General features: G+C 41.1%; 15 protein-coding genes, 15 tRNA genes and 2 rRNA genes (1 of these 32 running past the window's edge). 29 read left to right on the forward strand and 3 right to left on the reverse strand.

The window, feature by feature from the left end:
* From NHG49_RS02915 to NHG49_RS03020, 22 genes are all read left to right on the forward strand, one after another.
* A 23S ribosomal RNA gene (locus tag NHG49_RS02915) occupies positions 1–1228 on the forward strand; it begins 1694 nt to the left of the window's first position.
* Between the two features lie 100 nt (positions 1229–1328).
* Positions 1329–1444: ribosomal RNA gene (gene rrf, locus NHG49_RS02920) — 5S ribosomal RNA — on the forward strand.
* An 8-nt stretch (positions 1445–1452) separates the two neighbouring features.
* Positions 1453–1527: transfer RNA gene (locus NHG49_RS02925), tRNA-Asn, on the forward strand.
* A 2-nt stretch (positions 1528–1529) separates the two neighbouring features.
* Positions 1530–1621: transfer RNA gene (locus tag NHG49_RS02930), tRNA-Ser, on the forward strand.
* A gap of 17 nt (positions 1622–1638) precedes the next feature.
* Positions 1639–1713, forward strand: a tRNA-Glu gene (locus tag NHG49_RS02935).
* A gap of 5 nt (positions 1714–1718) precedes the next feature.
* Positions 1719–1794 (forward strand) — tRNA-Val (locus tag NHG49_RS02940).
* Between the two features lie 24 nt (positions 1795–1818).
* A tRNA-Met gene (locus tag NHG49_RS02945) sits at positions 1819–1895 on the forward strand.
* Positions 1896–1898: 3 nt separating this feature from the next.
* Positions 1899–1974: transfer RNA gene (locus NHG49_RS02950), tRNA-Asp, on the forward strand.
* 9 nt (positions 1975–1983) lie between these two features.
* A tRNA-Phe gene (locus NHG49_RS02955) sits at positions 1984–2059 on the forward strand.
* Between the two features lie 18 nt (positions 2060–2077).
* Positions 2078–2153, forward strand: a tRNA-Thr gene (locus NHG49_RS02960).
* Between the two features lie 10 nt (positions 2154–2163).
* Positions 2164–2247: transfer RNA gene (locus NHG49_RS02965), tRNA-Tyr, on the forward strand.
* Between the two features lie 7 nt (positions 2248–2254).
* Positions 2255–2328, forward strand: a tRNA-Trp gene (locus NHG49_RS02970).
* Between the two features lie 19 nt (positions 2329–2347).
* Positions 2348–2423, forward strand: a tRNA-His gene (locus NHG49_RS02975).
* Between the two features lie 63 nt (positions 2424–2486).
* Positions 2487–2561, forward strand: a tRNA-Gln gene (locus tag NHG49_RS02980).
* Positions 2562–2566: 5 nt separating this feature from the next.
* Positions 2567–2641 (forward strand) — tRNA-Gly (locus NHG49_RS02985).
* Positions 2642–2655: 14 nt separating this feature from the next.
* Positions 2656–2726 (forward strand) — tRNA-Cys (locus NHG49_RS02990).
* A gap of 9 nt (positions 2727–2735) precedes the next feature.
* A tRNA-Leu gene (locus NHG49_RS02995) sits at positions 2736–2817 on the forward strand.
* Between the two features lie 209 nt (positions 2818–3026).
* Positions 3027–4019: a tyrosine-type recombinase/integrase gene (locus NHG49_RS03000; RefSeq protein ID WP_242325905.1), complete on the forward strand. Its 993-nt coding sequence runs from the start codon at positions 3027–3029 to the stop codon at positions 4017–4019.
* Positions 4020–4718: 699 nt separating this feature from the next.
* The gene (locus NHG49_RS03005) at positions 4719–5405 is read left to right on the forward strand and encodes a hypothetical protein (protein WP_000445882.1); all 687 of its coding nucleotides are present in this window, start codon (positions 4719–4721) and stop codon (positions 5403–5405) included.
* Positions 5402–5590: a hypothetical protein gene (locus NHG49_RS03010; protein ID WP_258125537.1), complete on the forward strand. Its 189-nt coding sequence runs from the start codon at positions 5402–5404 to the stop codon at positions 5588–5590. The genes NHG49_RS03005 and NHG49_RS03010 overlap by 4 nt, the downstream gene beginning before the upstream one ends.
* A gap of 42 nt (positions 5591–5632) precedes the next feature.
* Positions 5633–5794, forward strand: coding sequence for a hypothetical protein (locus NHG49_RS03015; protein ID WP_258125538.1), 162 nt, complete (start codon positions 5633–5635; stop codon positions 5792–5794).
* A gap of 120 nt (positions 5795–5914) precedes the next feature.
* Positions 5915–6133, forward strand: a complete 219-nt coding sequence (locus tag NHG49_RS03020) for a hypothetical protein (protein WP_258125539.1) — start codon at positions 5915–5917, stop codon at positions 6131–6133.
* Positions 6134–6301: 168 nt separating this feature from the next.
* Here the strand turns inward: NHG49_RS03020 and NHG49_RS03025 are convergent, their stop codons facing one another.
* Both NHG49_RS03025 and NHG49_RS03030 read right to left on the reverse strand, forming a co-directional pair.
* The gene (locus tag NHG49_RS03025) at positions 6302–7375 is read right to left on the reverse strand and encodes an SEC-C domain-containing protein (protein WP_000779389.1); all 1074 of its coding nucleotides are present in this window, start codon (positions 7373–7375) and stop codon (positions 6302–6304) included.
* 1056 nt (positions 7376–8431) lie between these two features.
* Entirely contained in the window at positions 8432–9007 is a 576-nt protein-coding gene (locus NHG49_RS03030) for a recombinase family protein (RefSeq protein ID WP_258125540.1), read from the reverse strand.
* Between the two features lie 1670 nt (positions 9008–10677).
* Between NHG49_RS03030 and NHG49_RS03035 the strand changes: the two genes are divergently transcribed.
* From NHG49_RS03035 to NHG49_RS03065, 7 genes are all read left to right on the forward strand, one after another.
* Positions 10678–11037 carry a helix-turn-helix domain-containing protein gene (locus NHG49_RS03035; protein ID WP_258125541.1) on the forward strand — a complete coding sequence of 120 codons (360 nt, stop codon included), beginning with the start codon at positions 10678–10680 and terminating at the stop codon, positions 11035–11037.
* Between the two features lie 866 nt (positions 11038–11903).
* A complete protein-coding gene (locus NHG49_RS03040) occupies positions 11904–12167 on the forward strand; it encodes a helix-turn-helix domain-containing protein (protein ID WP_098977560.1) in 264 nt (87 codons plus the stop codon).
* The gene (locus NHG49_RS03045) at positions 12167–12718 is read left to right on the forward strand and encodes a hypothetical protein (protein WP_258125543.1); all 552 of its coding nucleotides are present in this window, start codon (positions 12167–12169) and stop codon (positions 12716–12718) included. The genes NHG49_RS03040 and NHG49_RS03045 overlap by 1 nt, the downstream gene beginning before the upstream one ends.
* Positions 12715–12966 (forward strand): hypothetical protein, encoded by a 252-nt coding sequence (locus NHG49_RS03050; RefSeq protein WP_258125544.1) that lies wholly within the window; start codon positions 12715–12717, stop codon positions 12964–12966. Before NHG49_RS03045 ends, NHG49_RS03050 begins: the two co-directional genes overlap by 4 nt.
* A gap of 32 nt (positions 12967–12998) precedes the next feature.
* Positions 12999–13796, forward strand: a complete 798-nt coding sequence (locus NHG49_RS03055; protein ID WP_258125545.1) for a hypothetical protein — start codon at positions 12999–13001, stop codon at positions 13794–13796.
* 81 nt (positions 13797–13877) lie between these two features.
* On the forward strand, positions 13878–14084 hold the full coding sequence (locus tag NHG49_RS03060; RefSeq protein ID WP_258125546.1) for a hypothetical protein: 207 nt from the start codon (positions 13878–13880) through the stop codon (positions 14082–14084).
* 90 nt (positions 14085–14174) lie between these two features.
* Positions 14175–17513 carry a phage tail tape measure protein gene (locus NHG49_RS03065; RefSeq protein ID WP_258125547.1) on the forward strand — a complete coding sequence of 1113 codons (3339 nt, stop codon included), beginning with the start codon at positions 14175–14177 and terminating at the stop codon, positions 17511–17513.
* 635 nt (positions 17514–18148) lie between these two features.
* Here NHG49_RS03065 and NHG49_RS03070 read toward each other — a convergent pair.
* Positions 18149–18469, reverse strand: a complete 321-nt coding sequence (locus NHG49_RS03070; protein ID WP_064477163.1) for a DUF3884 family protein — start codon at positions 18467–18469, stop codon at positions 18149–18151.
* Between the last annotated feature and the right edge of the window lie 296 nt (positions 18470–18765).

Here is an 18765-nt window from a genome sequence, read left to right on the forward strand (position 1 = left end):
GTGCGAGAGAACTCTGGTTAAGGAACTCGGCAAAATGACCCCGTAACTTCGGGAGAAGGGGTGCTTTCTTAACGGAAAGCCGCAGTGAATAGGCCCAAGCGACTGTTTAGCAAAAACACAGGTCTCTGCGAAGCCGTAAGGCGAAGTATAGGGGCTGACACCTGCCCGGTGCTGGAAGGTTAAGGAGAGGGGTTAGCGTAAGCGAAGCTCTGAACTGAAGCCCCAGTAAACGGCGGCCGTAACTATAACGGTCCTAAGGTAGCGAAATTCCTTGTCGGGTAAGTTCCGACCCGCACGAAAGGTGTAACGATTTGGGCACTGTCTCAACCAGAGACTCGGTGAAATTATAGTACCTGTGAAGATGCAGGTTACCCGCGACAGGACGGAAAGACCCCGTGGAGCTTTACTGTAGCCTGATATTGAATTTTGGTACATTTTGTACAGGATAGGCGGGAGCCATTGAAACCGGAGCGCTAGCTTCGGTGGAGGCGCTGGTGGGATACCGCCCTGAATGTATTGAAATTCTAACCTACGGGTCTTATCGACCCGGGAGACAGTGTCAGGTGGGCAGTTTGACTGGGGCGGTCGCCTCCTAAAGTGTAACGGAGGCGCCCAAAGGTTCCCTCAGAATGGTTGGAAATCATTCGTAGAGTGCAAAGGCATAAGGGAGCTTGACTGCGAGACCTACAAGTCGAGCAGGGACGAAAGTCGGGCTTAGTGATCCGGTGGTTCCGCATGGAAGGGCCATCGCTCAACGGATAAAAGCTACCCCGGGGATAACAGGCTTATCTCCCCCAAGAGTCCACATCGACGGGGAGGTTTGGCACCTCGATGTCGGCTCATCGCATCCTGGGGCTGTAGTCGGTCCCAAGGGTTGGGCTGTTCGCCCATTAAAGCGGTACGCGAGCTGGGTTCAGAACGTCGTGAGACAGTTCGGTCCCTATCCGTCGTGGGCGTAGGAAATTTGAGAGGAGCTGTCCTTAGTACGAGAGGACCGGGATGGACGCACCGCTGGTGTACCAGTTGTTCTGCCAAGGGCATAGCTGGGTAGCTATGTGCGGAAGGGATAAGTGCTGAAAGCATCTAAGCATGAAGCCCCCCTCAAGATGAGATTTCCCATAGCGTAAGCTAGTAAGATCCCTGAAAGATGATCAGGTTGATAGGTTCGAGGTGGAAGCATGGTGACATGTGGAGCTGACGAATACTAATAGATCGAGGACTTAACCATATAATATGTAGCAATGTTATCTAGTTTTGAGAGAACATAAAAAACTTGTTGACTTTTAAAGAAAATAAGTTATAATAATGATTGTCTCAAAAGAATAATGTCTGGTAATGATGGCAGAGAGGTCACACCCGTTCCCATACCGAACACGGAAGTTAAGCTCTCTAGCGCCGATGGTAGTTGGGACCTTGTCCCTGTGAGAGTAGGACGTTGCCAGGCAATATTATTCCGCAGTAGCTCAGCGGTAGAGCTATCGGCTGTTAACCGATCGGTCGTAGGTTCGATTCCTACCTGCGGAGCCATTGGAGAGCTGTCCGAGTTGGCCGAAGGAGCACGATTGGAAATCGTGTATACGTCACAAGCGTATCAAGGGTTCGAATCCCTTGCTCTCCGCCATAGGATTTATAATATTTGGCCCGTTGGTCAAGTGGTTAAGACACCGCCCTTTCACGGCGGTAACACGGGTTCGAATCCCGTACGGGTCACCACTTTTGGAGGATTAGCTCAGCTGGGAGAGCACCTGCCTTACAAGCAGGGGGTCGGCGGTTCGATCCCGTCATCCTCCACCATATAAATTATATGAATAGTATTATCGCGGGGTGGAGCAGCACGGTAGCTCGTCGGGCTCATAACCCGAAGGTCGCAGGTTCAAATCCTGTCCCCGCAACCAAATGGTCCCGTGGTGTAGTGGTTAACATGCCTGCCTGTCACGCAGGAGATCGCCGGTTCGACCCCGGTCGGGACCGCCATTTTAATAAGGCTCGGTAGCTCAGTCGGTAGAGCAGAGGACTGAAAATCCTCGTGTCGGCGGTTCGATTCCGTCCCGAGCCACCATTTATCTTAATAATATACGCCGGCTTAGCTCAATTGGTAGAGCAACTGACTTGTAATCAGTAGGTTGGGGGTTCAAGTCCTCTAGCCGGCACCATGTAAGTTTCGGAGGGGTAGCGAAGTGGCTAAACGCGGCGGACTGTAAATCCGCTCCTTCGGGTTCGGCAGTTCGAATCTGCCCCCCTCCACCATTTACATAGGGGCATAGTTTAAAGGTAGAACTGAGGTCTCCAAAACCTCCAGTGTGGGTTCGATTCCTACTGCCCCTGCCAAATATATTTACACAACATGGCGGTTGTGGCGAAGTGGTTAACGCACCGGATTGTGGCTCCGGCATTCGTGGGTTCGATTCCCATCAGTCGCCCCATTTTTATTTTTAAAATTACAAATAATTTAATTGATACTTACATATAATTAAGTAAGAATTCGATGGGCTATAGCCAAGCGGTAAGGCAACGGACTTTGACTCCGTCATGCGCTGGTTCGAATCCAGCTAGCCCAGCCATTTTTGCGGAAGTAGTTCAGTGGTAGAATACAACCTTGCCAAGGTTGGGGTCGCGGGTTCGAATCCCGTCTTCCGCTCCAATAAAATTTAACATGGCGGCATAGCCAAGTGGTAAGGCAGAGGTCTGCAAAACCTTTACCACCGGTTCAAATCCGGTTGCCGCCTTTCTTTTGTGCCGATGTGGCGGAATTGGCAGACGCGCACGACTCAAAATCGTGTTCCTTCGGGAGTGTCGGTTCGACCCCGACCATCGGTATCATGAACGGATTAAGAGAAGAGATGAGTAATCATCTCTTTTTTTGCGTTTGTAAGCGGACAATATGCGAGAATACTACGAAATATCAAGCGTTTCCTACTGCGGTGGGAGACGCTTTTTTTATGCCCTAAGCGCTCTATTTATGCGCTAATACCTCTCCGCCAATCGTGTACACTGATTATCCCGCAACGATAGGAGGATAGGCGTTTATGAGTAGACGTAAAAACGTATTAGACGATAGTGAACTAGCTATTCTGCGTCGGACAACAAAATCGTATGTAGAGACGTTTGAGGATGCGATATTGTTATTTTTAAAAGACTGCGAAATCCGTAATCTTCGACCATACACTATGAAATTTTATCGAAGTGAATTAAATACATTCCTTAATCAATTAAATGAACAAGGCATAGATCCTAGCATCTTAAAACCAAGCCATGTAACAGAAGAGCATATTAAAGAGAATGTAATCTTGTATCTTCGAAATTATAAGGGAGCGCGCATTGTTACGATTAATACACGGCTAAGGGCTTTACGTGCGTTCTTTAATTTTCTATATAAGAACAAACATATACCGAAGAACCCATTTGAAAAAGTACAACTTTTAAAAGATCGTAAGCATGTAATTGCAACATTTACAAAAGAACAGTTAGACAAGCTATTTCGACAACCCGACTTAAAAACGTTCACAGGGGTTAGAGATTACACAATGATGATGCTATTACTGGAAACAGGGGTAAGGGCTAATGAATTAATAGGTCTGTCCTTAGCGGATATTCGATGGGAAGACAATTTACTATGCGTACGTAATGCGAAGAGTTATCGGGAGAGATTAGTCCCGTTTCAATCGAATATGAAGAATCAGTTAAAGAAATATATTGCGATTCGTGGTTACGTAGAAGAGGATGCATTGTTTGTAACAGTGGATAATTCACGTTTATCTAAACGAGCATTACAGAATCGTTTACAAAAGTACGGAGAAATGTCGGGTATAAAGGGCGTTAGATGTAGTCCGCATACTTTCCGACATACATTTGCGAAGCTATCTGTACAACAAGGAGCAAATATATTCGAGTTACAAGCGATCTTAGGTCATACGAGTATGGAGATCGTAAAAACGTACGTTAATTTATTCGGTAATGACGTAAGAGAAGCGCATAAAAAGTTTTCACCGTTAAAGGTGTTAGAAAAACGGTACGTTTAAAAAAGATAACGAAAAAAGTCTCCGATTGCCGTCGGGGACTCAAAAATTTCACATATAAGTAAATAACCGACGACACCGTCATCTAGTACCTCCATTCTATCGAAAAAATTCGAAGATTGCAAGGCGTCTTTAGTAATGTCTTTTTTAGGTACTGATGCGGTAAGTCAAAAAGCGGAAGCCGTACCGCTATAAAAACGTAAAAGGGTAGCTAGACCGCCGCAACCACTAGCGCTATACAATTCAACGCATATCATTCCCCGTGCGTCGTATAGGACTAGCCGATTGCGGGCATTGTACGGCAAGGGTGGAAATACGTTGTTACTACGGTAACAGGGTGTATCGAAAGATTTACGCACTACGGGACGTTTTGTAGTGTAGAAAGTCGATATTACGAGAAATCGTAAAGGACGGGGAATGCGTTACTGAAAACCTCACACAACGAGCCGACGCTAGTTGTTAACGCCTTACCTCTATTTGCATTGATATACACGAAATCTGACGAATTTTAACCGCTTCGTTATTTTTTATCTATGCGAATAGGGGTGAAAACTGCGCCCTGCTTCCTACGACTTCCTCGCCTCTGCTAGTCGATGCGTCACCATTCGTCAATAGCATAAATTCGATATTGAACGCCACTAGCGGAGTGAGTTAAACATCGAAGGTCGACACAGGGCGCTACAAGAGGCGGAGGACTTACGTATGGAAAGCAGACTTACTATAAGACAGTATGCCGATAGAGACGAAGATATAAATGCAACGTTAAATAGAATAGCGATATTAGCTAAAAAAGAAGTGGAAGATTATTACATGAGAATATGTGATAATAATAAATATAGAACGAGGATCGAGGCGCACTACATACCGCTGATCGAACGACTAGCCAAAGATAATTGGCATAAGATAAATAACGAAGTACACTTTATAGACGATTGTTTCCGTAGAATAAGATATGCAATTAGAACGTTTGATGTAGAGCGAGGAGACTTCGACAAAAGAGTGAAGTACTTTATCTATCGATCATTACGAGACTATTGTGGAAGAAGGGGAGAAAAACGAGATAAGTTAACGCTTATAGAAGATAGTAACGTATTTAAAGCGTTGGACTGTACAGATGCTACGGAAGAAAAGGCGATCGGCAATGCAAGTACATATGAAGAGACATACGCAAGGTTATACGAGAACATATGCGTGAAGAAAATAGATTTTATTGTACTAGATACTATGATACATACGGCGGAGGATTACGATAAGATTACGGAGGCTGAAATCTCTAGAGCATTATCAAAAAAGACGGGGCGATCATTTGATTCCGCTAGAAGTACGATAAGAAGTTTTAAGAAGAGACTTCGTAAAAGGAACGTCAGAAGGGAGGATATTATAGCGTGAAGAGAAAGTGGAAAGAGAAAAATGCTAGGACTAACCTGTTAATAGTTGCGTTCGTACTTTTGATAGTTACGAAAATAATAGGGAACGTCATTATAGGGGGACTGGCAGTAGTGTTTGCAATGGCGGTAGTTGCATCGGTTATTACTGCGAGAATAGGAGACGTTAGACGGAAGAGAAAGAAGTAAGAGGACATATAAAAGTTCGGAAAAAGACGGAGGAATTATACTATGAAAAATAATCGTAAAGTAACGTACCTAATCGTATTCGCATTTTTCTTTATGTCCGCAGCGAAGGCATTCGGTAATCTATACGTAGCAGCGTTCGGCGTGGCGTTTGGATTATCGGTAGGCTTGGCGTGTTTAACCGAAATCATATCTAGAAGAAGGTGACAAGCTGCGATTACATTCAGCCGATCACATTTCGTCAGATACAAGAACGAAGAAAATAACATTCACAACGCTTAAAAGCGATGAATCTCGCGAAACTAGCGGAAAGGAGGCAAGAAGCTAATGCAGAGTAATAACGTTAATGATCTAATTAATGCGATACATGACGCATTAAAGGCGAATGGAAGAACAGAATTTCATAAGTTGCTACGACTTGTAAATGTAGGGCGTACGGCACGCGATAGTTATACAGAAGGCGAATTACAGAAAGCCCTTCACATGATGGGAAATGCGGGATTTATCGATGAGATACGCGAGTATTCAATCAATGAAAATAAGTAATATACATTGTGCGATCAAATGGAATACACCTAGCGGTGGTATCAGCGATATGTGGCAGGACGATAAGTAGCTCTTTTTATAAGCAGATTATTTGTTAAATCTTTATTAGGAGTCCCGCCACATTGCTATTAAGTATTATAAGTAGGTATCTTCATTCGAAATTAATTTTTAATTAGGATATTTTATATTTGCAAATAGATCCTTTTCTCCATCTTTAGATATTACAAAACGTGCTTCATATTTTTTAAATTCCTCATAGAGCTTAATTCTGTCTTGTTCATATTCATTAAAATCATCCACAAATTTCTTGTCTTGTCCTAATATATCTAAAAGTTCGAAAATTGCAGTCTCCACATCAGATATATATTGATTAACTTGAGGTGTCGATAGTTTCTGCTCACTCGGTCTATGTACTAATGAATTCCTTATTTCTACACCTTTTTGTATTGATTTGAGTTTTGAACATTTTTTCCCAGTAATAGATTCCAACATTTTACCATACATTTTATACAGTGGTGGAGATGGCATTTCTAACACAATAAAGTTTAATTTTCCATCGTAATTCATATAGAACTCTTTAACAGCTAATTCAGCAGCAATCGTAGCGTTAATCCATTTAATTTCTTTTTCTTCTTCATTCTTAGCTTTTTTTAAATACTTAAAAGCTATAAAAGGTAATCTTTCATTATTTAACTGTCTCTGTATATAATTCTTTCTTTCTTGGGTTAGATTATAAGGTCGTTTAAATATAATATGTGCTTCTAAATCAATAGGACCTTTTCTCCAAGTTTTTTGATCAATACTGAATGTATTTGTCGCTGCATTTGTTAAACCGCCATTATGATTGATAAACAATGTTAGATGAATCCAATTTGTTAAATCATCAATTGCTGAAGATAATGGCGACCATAAATCTTTGATTATCATAATTACATCATCTGAAATCGTTTTTTCCATACATTTAATATTCGCATGTTCTTCTAAAAGTGCCTTTACTACACGGTTAGAAACCGTTGTTTTTTGAATTGCTATAAATTTACCTTCGTTAACATCCAATTCTATTTTAATATCACCATATGAAAATGAAAAATCCTCAAGGTCTTCAGATATACATAATTCAAACAATAGTTTTTGTTCAGCCTTCAGATAAATAATTTTCTCTTCATCATCCACAGTTTTGCAACAGTTTTTATACTTTTTTCCACTCCCACAAGGACATTTCATATTACTAGTAAGTTTCAATAGTAATTCCCCCCACTCTGAAATTTCAAATAGGCTTTAATTTCTGCAAATCCTTTTCACACTATATACATATCGGTATATATACTTTTATTATACAACACATTAACGTACAATTACCTTTTTGGATATGATACCGCACTTTATGATCCTGCGGGAAGTAAAAGCGAAATACCTAGAAGATTAGCGAAGAAAACGGGGAAACGTTTGACAGTGTCATGACTTACTATGCTTCGGAGTGTACGAAGTGATATAATAGTTTTCTAACACTTCTAATAGCGTTTGTACGTCTGGCAGAAGCGGTCTACGTAGTTGTGGAAATTCTGCGTAGGCTATGGGGTTGTGCTCCGACGCTCTTACGTTGGATATAGCGCAACTCCTTTTTTATTTATACAAAATATTATTTAATTTAAATATAACGTTAATTAATATCTGTGTAGAATTGTCGGATATTATTGTTTCACGTGTAATTCCTGTTGAAAATGGTAACTCATTGAATCCCTTGATATATAAGGCTTTTGTGAAAAAACTTATCAATGCTACCGTCGTTTTTGGATAAATTCAATTACTGTTTTTTATGCTACGCTTGAATTATTAAATCACGCACGCAACGTGATGCGAGAAAGGAGAGTGTAGCTATTTGGTAGACCTTGTGAAAGATGTTTTAGAAATGACAGAACACATAGTAACGATTGTAGGCGGAGTAATAGCGATTGTTGCATTGAAGAAAAATAAACCTAGAAACTAAAAAATTTGATATAGGATAAATTTACTTAACGAGGTAGAGTCGGCATTTTGTTGGCGCTACCTTAATGTAAACTCATGTAATATTTTCGGTGAAACGGCGAATCCCTTGCGAGAGTGAGGTTTACGGTGGTTTACATGTCACGTAAATAGTTACAATGATTTACGTATATACGAAACTCATAGGGATCGGTACACGTCGCTACATTTCGGTAGTTATCATTATACATCAGCAAGGCGGCGGATTGGAAGAGGCTTCCCGACCTCAAGGGGTTTATGTGTTCGGTAATTTCTGCGCACACAAAAAGACACCGATTAAATATCGATGCCCTCGTTTTTTAATTTACGTGCGTGTCGTTGTAATGTGCTCATTGATATATTCGTAACATCCGATAATTGACGGAAACTATATTTCATTTCCGATTTTAATCGCATAGCTTCATCTAATTTCTTGTTATTGTGGACTTTTGGGCGACCTTCCGTAAAATTCGGGTTCTGTTTAGCAAGCGCCTTTCCTTCCTGCGTACGTTCTACGATCAAATTACGCTCCATTTCGGCTACTGCTAACATAGTTTGCATAAAAAAGCGTCCCATAGTCGTATTTTCTAGTAACCCAACATTTAAAACGTGAACCTTTACGCCCCTATTAAAAAGATCTTCGATTATGGCGATACCTTCTTTTGTATTACGCGCTAATCGGTCTAGCTTCGTTACGACAAGCGTATCTCCTTCGCATAGTACTTCGAGTACCTTCGTTAATTCGGGACGATCTGTCATTGTTCCCGTGAACTTTTCAGAATAAATAACTTCGCAGCCTTCATCTTTTAGCGTTTGTAATTGTGTCTCAAATTCCTGCGCCATTGTACTAACACGAGCATATCCATATTTCATTATAATTCTCCATTTCTGCGCCGTACCTTTTGACATAAAGATATGACATGAGTTGATACCCTTATATTAAAGCATTCTATTTCTTGTGTCAATACTTAAGAGTTATGACATAAAATGATTATGACATTACCCACGGGACGCATTGTATATAAAAACACCCTGTTATATGTTCTCGATTTTCCTAGATGCTGCATGTATCTACCAATAGGGCGCATACGTATCTCAACACCCCGTTATATAATACCCCGATATAACAAGCCGTATATATATGTCCGCACACATAGTCGTCATATGTCGTCTCACATTCGTTCTATATTATCGTTACCAATCGCCTACATACATTAATGTCATAAGTCTATGCGCTAATAGATCGATACGTCTACACGAATACACCGCACGTCACCACGTCACGATACCGCACCATTACACGGTCATAGCGCTGCGTGTAATGGTGCGGTATCGTATGCAATTGTATTCGAATCATCTTAAAGCTGCGTTAAAAGAATCGTGAGAAGAATTATAAAACGTTTGTCTTCGTTCTTCTTTGATCGTTGTCTTCGGAATGATTCGAGTATCTTCGTTCATCTTTCTTCTATTAAAAAGAATAAAAGAATTTAATTAAACTTCTTTCTTCGTTCTCTCTTCGATTAACAAGCGAATTAACAAAACTATTAACAAAGACTTGTAACAAGCGAATGAACGAGTCGAAGCGATCGTCGTGAACGCATCGCAGCGAGTCGGAAGAGTCGAGAGCACGGTACGACACGTCGCCGCCCATCCAAACGAAAAATACCGTGACCCCCATGAGGCTGATGACGTCGTCGACAGCAACGGTATTCACAAAGCGCGCTCGCAAAAAATCCCATAGGGTTTATACGCAGACTACACGAAGTCTATCGATTTCACCAACGCTACCAAAATCCCAGCGGTCACACTTCGTAAAAAATTCGCCCATAGTTTTTAAACTCAAGGCGTTATATTTGTCCCGTGTGCGTCGTCTAACGCCTTCTAATGTTTTGTACCTATTCTTCGTTAAAACGACATACAAGTGAATCTAGTGCGTATTGTTATCGATTTAGCGCATTAACTTAATTTTAATAGACATCGCCCTTGTTCTCGTAAGCTAGCGTTTATATAAGTGTCGGGGAAAACGAGCGAGACGGTAAAAAGAAATTATCGACGTTAACCCAAAACGAGAAAGCACAAGCGTTTATATAAGCGTCAGCAACAAACGCATAACACGGCGGCGGGGATGTATTATATAAATTCTCTTCGCTATTAATTACTTAATACATTATATGCGTATCTGTAAGAATTCGGTTTTTGAATTCGAAGCAGAGATATATTTTAAAGTTCTATTTTAAAGATTTATTTAAAGATATATTACGTATTCGGAAAGATACCTAACTAGTATTCGAAAAGATACTTAGTAGTATTCGGCACGATACTAACTAGTATTCGGAAAGATACCACATCATAAGGAGAGGTTAAGAATGCAGGACAACAAGAAAAAGAAAATCGAATCAGCATCGGAAATACTAAAGAAATACGCAGCGCAGCCGACATTCAACAAGGGCAATTTTGACGACGGTATTCGTTGGACTCGTATTCCTAGTGATCTAAGAAATTACTTATTCTTATCGGACTACGGCGTCAGGGAGGCGACACTAGTGCTTTATATGATCCTAGTCGAATATTTCAACGAAGATGATGGCTGCGCATATCCTACACAAACTCAACTAGCCTTACTAATGAATAAGAAGCCCAACGCAATAAAGGGTTACATTAAAACGCTAAAAGACGTCGGATTGATTAGAGTCGTATCACGCGGAAAAGGTTATTCTAATCGCTACCTTCCGTTACAACCGCTAGAAAAAAGCGTCCTATTATCTCGATTCCCGTTAGCAAACGAGAGATATACGAAGTTATGCGCAGAATTAAAGGATCACGATATACGCGATATGAAGCGAATGCCCGATCATATGAAGGCGAATAGAGAACGAAGAGAAGGCGAAGGAATGTCGCTTTAATAGAAACATACGAAGAAAGGGAGATCGACCATCGTCGAATATGCGAATAGTAGACGACTAAATAATAAAAATAATCGGAGGTTTTTTTAAATGAAAAATAAGAAACACTGTTCATATTGTAAAAAAGTTAAAAATTTAGATAATTTTCACAATCACGCGAGAACGCCCGACGGAAAACAAACACGATGCAAACCATGTAATGTAGCTTCAAAAACAACGAATAAATTGACGCCAATTATTCAAATCGAAGTTAACGGAGAGATTATAGACCACCGCAAATGTACAGACTGTGGCGAAACACTACCGCTAGATAGTTTTCATAAGAACGGTCGTGGTGGTCACATCCCGCGATGCAAAATGTGTTATAACGCGAGAATTGAGAGATCGAAGGCTATACGTCAGGCGTTAACGTCGGAAAAATAAACAATGTTACAAAATCTATTAAATAATAGGTCAATGAGTACAATAAACTACTGATCGGCGGGACATATAGTATAGGAAGACTAGATCCTATTAGCTCCCACGTTAGATACGATCAATTCAATCGGCGGTTTATTTCCCCGTTCCGTCGATCATCCCTTGAGGTGGATTCGCTACCCACCTATCCTGCATTAAAGTTCCTTATGATATGTTACCGCGGGTTTGCATTCTCCTGCGTTTACCGCGGTAACGACTTGTCTTATTACAGATTTAAAACACTTGAGGGCAAAATTAAAGACCTATATAGGAAATATGCGGAAAAGGTCGCCTTTCATATAGTTGGCGGAAATTGCCCACCCGCTACACCTTGTTTTTATTTAACTATACGATGTTACAAAATCTATTAAACGATAGGTCAACGTACTATCGAGAAAAGGAGCGATAAAATGCAACAAATAACGATCGAGAAATTAAAGTTAATCAGAACGCTAACAGGCGTATCACAACGGAAATTCGCCGAACTCATAGGGGCGAATAAACGTAGCGTTTCAGCATGGGAAGTCGGACGATCAATTCCAACGAAATCTAGTATAGAGAAGGTAGTCAAATTCGTTGGAGAAGATGAATTCAGAATGCTAGATTCAGTCGTATATGCGACACCACTACACGATCTATCTAGAAAACTAAGAGAAAAGGCGGCGAGTAAATAATGGGAACTCACGAAAAAGAGAACAACAAAAAAGAAACGTTAAGACCGCTAGTTGTCGCAGATGTGCACGAATTCGCCGACAAGTGGTTTCTTATCGCAGTAATGTACGAAGAGGGATATGTAGTAGCGGAGGTTGTTACACCACTAGATAGATTATTTAGACACGGCGGTAATATTCCGAACAAACTGCGTCAAATGGTCGCATTAAATGCGAATAATCCGACCGCATCATTCGATGTTATGACAAACACTAAAGTAATTCACGGCGAACTATTAGAACATCCTGACATGTTGTGTCAACTAGTCGAATCTAAAATGACGACGGAAACGAAGCGCACTATCGATAATCCACACGTACAAGAGGGTATCTTGGGATTATTAGAAGACGACGAGAATGAACAGTTACATGAGTTAGCCGAAGCGCGAGCAAGTCGTAAGAAAGCAGCCGAACAAATCGTAGCAGAATCCGAAGAACTACCGAAGGAAGAACGATCACTATTCGGTAAAGGGTGTTATTGGTTCGCGAAGTTATGGCGAGGTTTAAAGGTATGATTCTGCGAGATCATGGCGCACGTATCGATATAGAAGGCGACGAGTTTTTATTAGAGCGTGCGGGAGTCACCGTAGAGCCGTCACCAATTCGTAAAGGCGATAGCGCTATATCATACGAAGTTTTAAACAACTTATTTCATCAAGCATGGCGCAGCAAACGGAAAGATCACGCCGTACTATACGCCGTATATCGAGTGAATTACATTCACCAAATTAATGAGCAAAGAAAAGCAAGCAACATCAAATAAAATAAACTAAAACTAATCGGAGGTAATGGAAAATGACAGTAGAAAACACACAAACAAACGTAAAGGAAATGCAAGGAAAATTAATGGAGGCGCACCAAATTAAAAATAACTTAACTGGATATATGGCACGTGACTTTATTCCACAATTAAGAGAGTCACGCGAACGAATTAACCAAGATAAGACGTTATCGACACAAGGTAAGCATGAGAAGCGCGAGAAACATACGTTACAACGAGAAGCGGCGCTATTAACTCATATCGAGAACGAGCATAAAAACTATTCAGCGGTTCTTGGCGAAGTAATCACGGCGGCGGAAGACGTTCTATTAAAAGGCGTCGAAGCACCTAGCGAACGAGAACAAGCACTATTCGATATGGATGCGAAGAAAGCAGCAAACGGAGTTATGTTTGCACCTACGGAAAAGTCGAAGTTAGTAGCGATTCAAAAGTATGCAGCGTTAGCAGAACGAGGACAAGCATACGCGCAGCAAATACACGCGAACTTTACGGAAATGGCGGCAGCAGCGATTCAAGGCGCAGCAAATCCGACTGACAAATTAATGTTAACAAAGGCGTTAGGTGATATTAATACAAAGTTAGAAAATCAAACGACTAGCGGCGAACAAAAAGAATTCGCTAAATTACTAGATTCGGCGAAGAGAATGAAAGGCGCTAACTTCGTTAACACGATCGCACTAGAACGCGGACTTCGTGAAGTATCAAAAAATACATTCGAATATGCCAACGATCGTAAAACGTATATGGAAAAATATAACGATCAGTATCAGGCATATCTAAAAGCGCATAAATTCGGTCACTTAATCCGATAGTACTGCGGAAATATCAATAATAAAACGTCAAGGGCGTACGATAACGCCCTACATATTTCTATATTATCGGAGGTAGTATGAATGAATAAGGAAAACAATACCTTAAAAGGGACGTTACAAGATGTAATCGCACAAGCACGGGAAGTTTACGGATACGATAATTATATAATTGAGTATAATCATACTACGTGTGTATGGGAAGCACGAGAACGTACTACGTTAAAAGGTGACGGCGGTATCTATGCGTATGACGCTAGGCAACGAGGGTACGACGCTAATTTTTGGTAATCTATAATTTCACATACCGTATTTTAAACATAAAGAAAGGAGATCGATATACATCGTCAATTGGCGGTTACTATGCCGCACTAACACGAATTGGAGCGATGTAAGATGGCAAATGCGGGTGAAATAAAAGCAAAATTAACCCTCGATAATGCACAATTTAAACGGGGAATGCAAGAAGCACAAACACAAATGCAACAAACATCAACTAAATCAAAACAAACTTCGGAAGGAATGTCGGCATTAGGTAAAGCGTCAGCAGTAGCGGGCGTAGCCATCGTTGCAAGTGTGGGGGCTTCCGTAAAGGCTGCGGCGAACTTCGAACAAAGTATGGCGAAGGTTAAAGCGATCAGCGGCGCGACCGATTCCGAATTTAAACAACTAGAAAATACGGCGAAGCATTTAGGTGCTACGACGCAATTCAGTGCCTCACAAGCGGCGGACGGGCTTTCCTTCCTATCGTTAGCGGGATTTTCTGCACAAGATAGTATCGAAGCAATTCCATCAGTTTTAAACCTAGCCGCAGCAGGTGCGATCGATTTAGGCACTGCCGCAGATATTGCATCAAATATTATGACTGGGTTTGGACTTTCCGCGCAAGATACGGGACACGCGACGGACGTGCTAGCGAAGACCTTCACGACTGCGAATACTGATATGGGTCAACTTGGAATGGCGATGAAGTACGTTGCGCCAGTAGCAAATGCATTAGGTTGGGATATGACGGACGCAGCTACGGCGGTAGCGAAGATGTCCGACGCAGGTATTCAAGGATCACAAGCGGGTACATCGTTAAGGGCTGCGCTATTATCATTAGCGAATCCAACGGGACAAACGCAAAAGGCATTCGAGAAGCTAGGAATTTCCGTAGTAGATGCGAACGGGCAATTTAAACCACTTCCCGAATTAATCGGTCATATTAGTTCAAAAATGGACGGAATGACAGATGCGCAGAAGACCGTAACTGCGGCTCAATTAGTAGGTACGGAAGCAAGCGCAGGTTTCCTCGCATTACTAGCACAAGGACAACCCGCATTACAGCAATATAAAACAACGTTAGAAGAATCGGGCGGAACTGCGGAACGCGTAGCGAAGATCCAACAAGAGACGTTATTAGGCGCATGGAATCAAGTTAAGTCTGCGGCGGAAGGATTGGCAATTAACTTAGGGCAATCGCTATTACCTGCGTTTACTGCATTAGCGCAAGGAGCGGCGGTACTAATCGGCGGACTATCACAACTAGATCCTGCATTTTTAGCGGGCGGATTAGCAGCAGCAGCATTCGCAGCGGGTGCGATATTAGTAGCGAACAACATTACGAAGATCACCGCAGCGGTTAAAATTTTAGGTGCTGCGCTTATAACGAATCCTGCTACGGCATGGATTGCGGGCGTATCGTTAGCAGTTGGCGCATTAACGACTGTACTTATGAAGGCGTCAGGATCTACGAGAGAGTACAAAGAAGTATCGTTAGATGCGTATAAATCGTTAGGTGAGCAAGCCGACGGAATGTACCAATTAGCGGACAGACACGACGCATTAAAGAAGAAAATTAATCTAACTACGGATGAAATGTTACGCTATCGCGATCTAACTACCGAGATTCACAAGGCGGAAGAAGGCGCAAACAAACAGAAACTTATCGACGAGTACGAGCAGTTAGGTAAAAAGTCAGGTGCTACAAAAGAGGAATTAAACGAATACCTAGAAGTTAACGCGGAGATCATAGCAAAAGCACCTGCGACAGAACAAGCCTTCGACAAAAAAGGAAATGCGATCGCTAAAACTTCTGACGAGGCTAGGAAGTTAGGCGATTCATATAAGGAAATGCAGCGTATAGAGTTAGAATTACAGCAAACTCAACTTATGATTAATCAGAAAAAAGATTTAGAAGATATGATCGAATCTGCGAAGAATTATAACGAAGCGATAAAAGATCGTGAAGATTTAGTTAAAAATCAAGCGGAAGCACAACGAGGTTACGATAAAGCGCGACGCGAGTATAACGACGCAGTAGATAAAGGCGACGAACGCATGATTAATAATGCGAGCGAGTACCTAAATCGTAAGCGAGAAACGTTAATTTCAGCAAATACGGAATTAGCCGTAAATAAAGCTGCGGGAACAGAGTTAAAAGGTCAAATGAATGCAGCGCAGCAGCGTTTACAAATGAGTGAAAAGACTACGAACGCAGTTATCGAAGAACATGCGGCAGCCGTAGGAATTACGGGAGCGGTCGGAGAATTGTCGCAGAAAGTAAACGAGAAGCTATCCGCCGAAGAAAAGGTACTATCGGAATTAGAAAAACAGAAGAAAGTTGACGGCGAACTAAAAGGCGAGAAGCTAGAGCAGTACGAAGCAACGAAGAAGCAAGTCGATAAGCTAAAGGAATCGAAGTCGGCAATCGATCAGGCTAAAGAGAATCACGCGTCCTATAAGCAAGGTGTCGAAGAGACGACGGAATCTATCGAATTAATGAACGGCGCACTAGAAAAACCTGCGGATAAGAAAGTAACTACGAATATCGACGAAGAGAAAAAGAACGCCGACGAGTTACATGAGAAGGCAGAAAAGCCCGCAACAAAGGAGACGAAAGGCGATACGTCAGATTTCGATAAGAAAGATGCGGAAGCAAATAAGAAAGGATCTAAAGAAAATACGAAGAAAACGAATGGTGACACATCGGATCACGATAAAAAGAACGCCGAAGCCGACAAGAAAGGATCTAAAGAAAATACGAAGAAGACGAATGGCGATACGTCCGACTTTAGCGAGAAGGACGCAAAGGCGAATAAGGATGCACAAAAGGAAAACACAAAGAAGACGAAGGGCGATATAGCGGACGTACAGAAGAAGAACGCCGATGCTGAAACGGAAATGAAAAAAGAGGTTACAAAAAACCTCAACATGAACGCGAGTCAAGCCGACGCGGAATTAGATCGGGTAAGGGAAAAGGCTACAAAAACCGAATTTAAAGACGTCATTATCAACATCAAAGAGTCGATACAACGTACAGTATCAAATATCTTCTCGAATGCGGAAAAGCGACACAACGGCGGTACATTGTCGCAAACTACGAAAAAGCCGAAGTATCATAACGGCGGTTCTCCATACGGATTAGCAGCGCATAGACCAAAATTCGACGAAATAGATGCACGTCTACTCAAAAATGAAATGGTATTAACACAAGCGCAGCAAGCGAATTTATTCAAGGCGATAGAAACGGCGAATCGCCCGAGCGTCGGTCATGATTTATTCGGCGCTAAAAGTAACGGAGGCACTGGCGGTAATACCACCGTGAATGTGAATTTAAGCGACGTTAGCATTCGCGATGATCGCGACATCGATATGTTAGCGGATCAACTAGTGGACAAAATCGACGTTAGACTTCGACATAAACAACGATCAATGGAGCGAGCACGAGGGTATTAATAGCTATCGGAAGGACTGGCGATGCTTAAAAATGGCGTCGCCTCTTCTTTTTATCTATTACATTCAAAAAATACGATACCGAGATTGGAGATTCTAGGCGATTAGATTTAATGTGATGAACAGTTATGCGCCTATATGCGTTCTATTTCGATTTAAGTAGAGTAAGAAAGTAACGAGGCATGCAAAAATATATCGCTATATAATAAGGAAGCTTTTTTTCTGATTGCGATCTTTAGTGTGATATAGTACAATGAATTTAATAATAAATAATCGTGTGTAACGATTTGAACGGAAAAGTAACTGCGGTACAATTAGCGCTGAATACTTCGAGAATATCCCGCATATAAAGCGGCTTACAAATACTTATCTACGACTCAAAATCGTGTTCCTTCGGGAGTGTCGGTTCGACCCCGACCATCGGTATCATGAACGGCGAAAAAAACTCTATACAATTAGTATAGAGTTTTTTTGTATTTTCTTTTCATTATATGACAAAATAAGTACAAAAAGTGTACGGTGAGTAGACTGCGAAACATTAAAAGGATAAAAACAAACATTCATTTTTATCCTTTTAATTGTGATATTCTATAAAATTCCAGCAAAATATTGTATATACAATATTCCCTTCGAGCACTCTAGAGAGAATTTCTCCACCCGGGTGACATGAAGTTAAATCCGACAGCACCAGTAGATATTAGTACATTATCAACGGTTAAGTTTGTAATTTCTAAAAACCTCTTTTTAAACTCTTCTTTGTTGTACTTGTACATAGTTGAGTGGCACGCCCACATGTGCGTTGAAGTACTCAACCAATCTCCTAATTCCTTTAATTCAGGAAATGATTCAAATTGAATTGGTTCATCTAATTTCATGAATCTCACTTGATAGATAGTTGGGTTTAGCTTTTCTCCTATCCCTTTAAGACCATGTGCTTTTTTCTCATTTGAATGTGTCATAATTACTCTCCCCTATGTTTTCTTCAAATTTTTTCCTATTTTAATTATACAGCAATAGAAAGTAATTAAGGAAATATTATGGGAATCGGTGATGTAAAAAGACTCTAACAGAAATGTTAGAGTCTTTTTTGTTAAATTATGTTACCTGATTCTAAAATTCGTAATAAACGTAGGAATTCATGTATAATATAACTTGCGGATAGAACAAAATGATAGTAATTTATATTATGTCTGTAATATGAATCAAAAATGAACTTTTTATATTTCTTTTAAAAATGTGTTGAATACACGTTATA

Origin of the sequence: Bacillus sp. IBL03825, assembly GCF_024712505.1 — a bacterium.
In the GTDB taxonomy this organism is placed as follows: Bacteria; Bacillota; Bacilli; order Bacillales; family Bacillaceae_G; genus Bacillus_A; species Bacillus_A wiedmannii.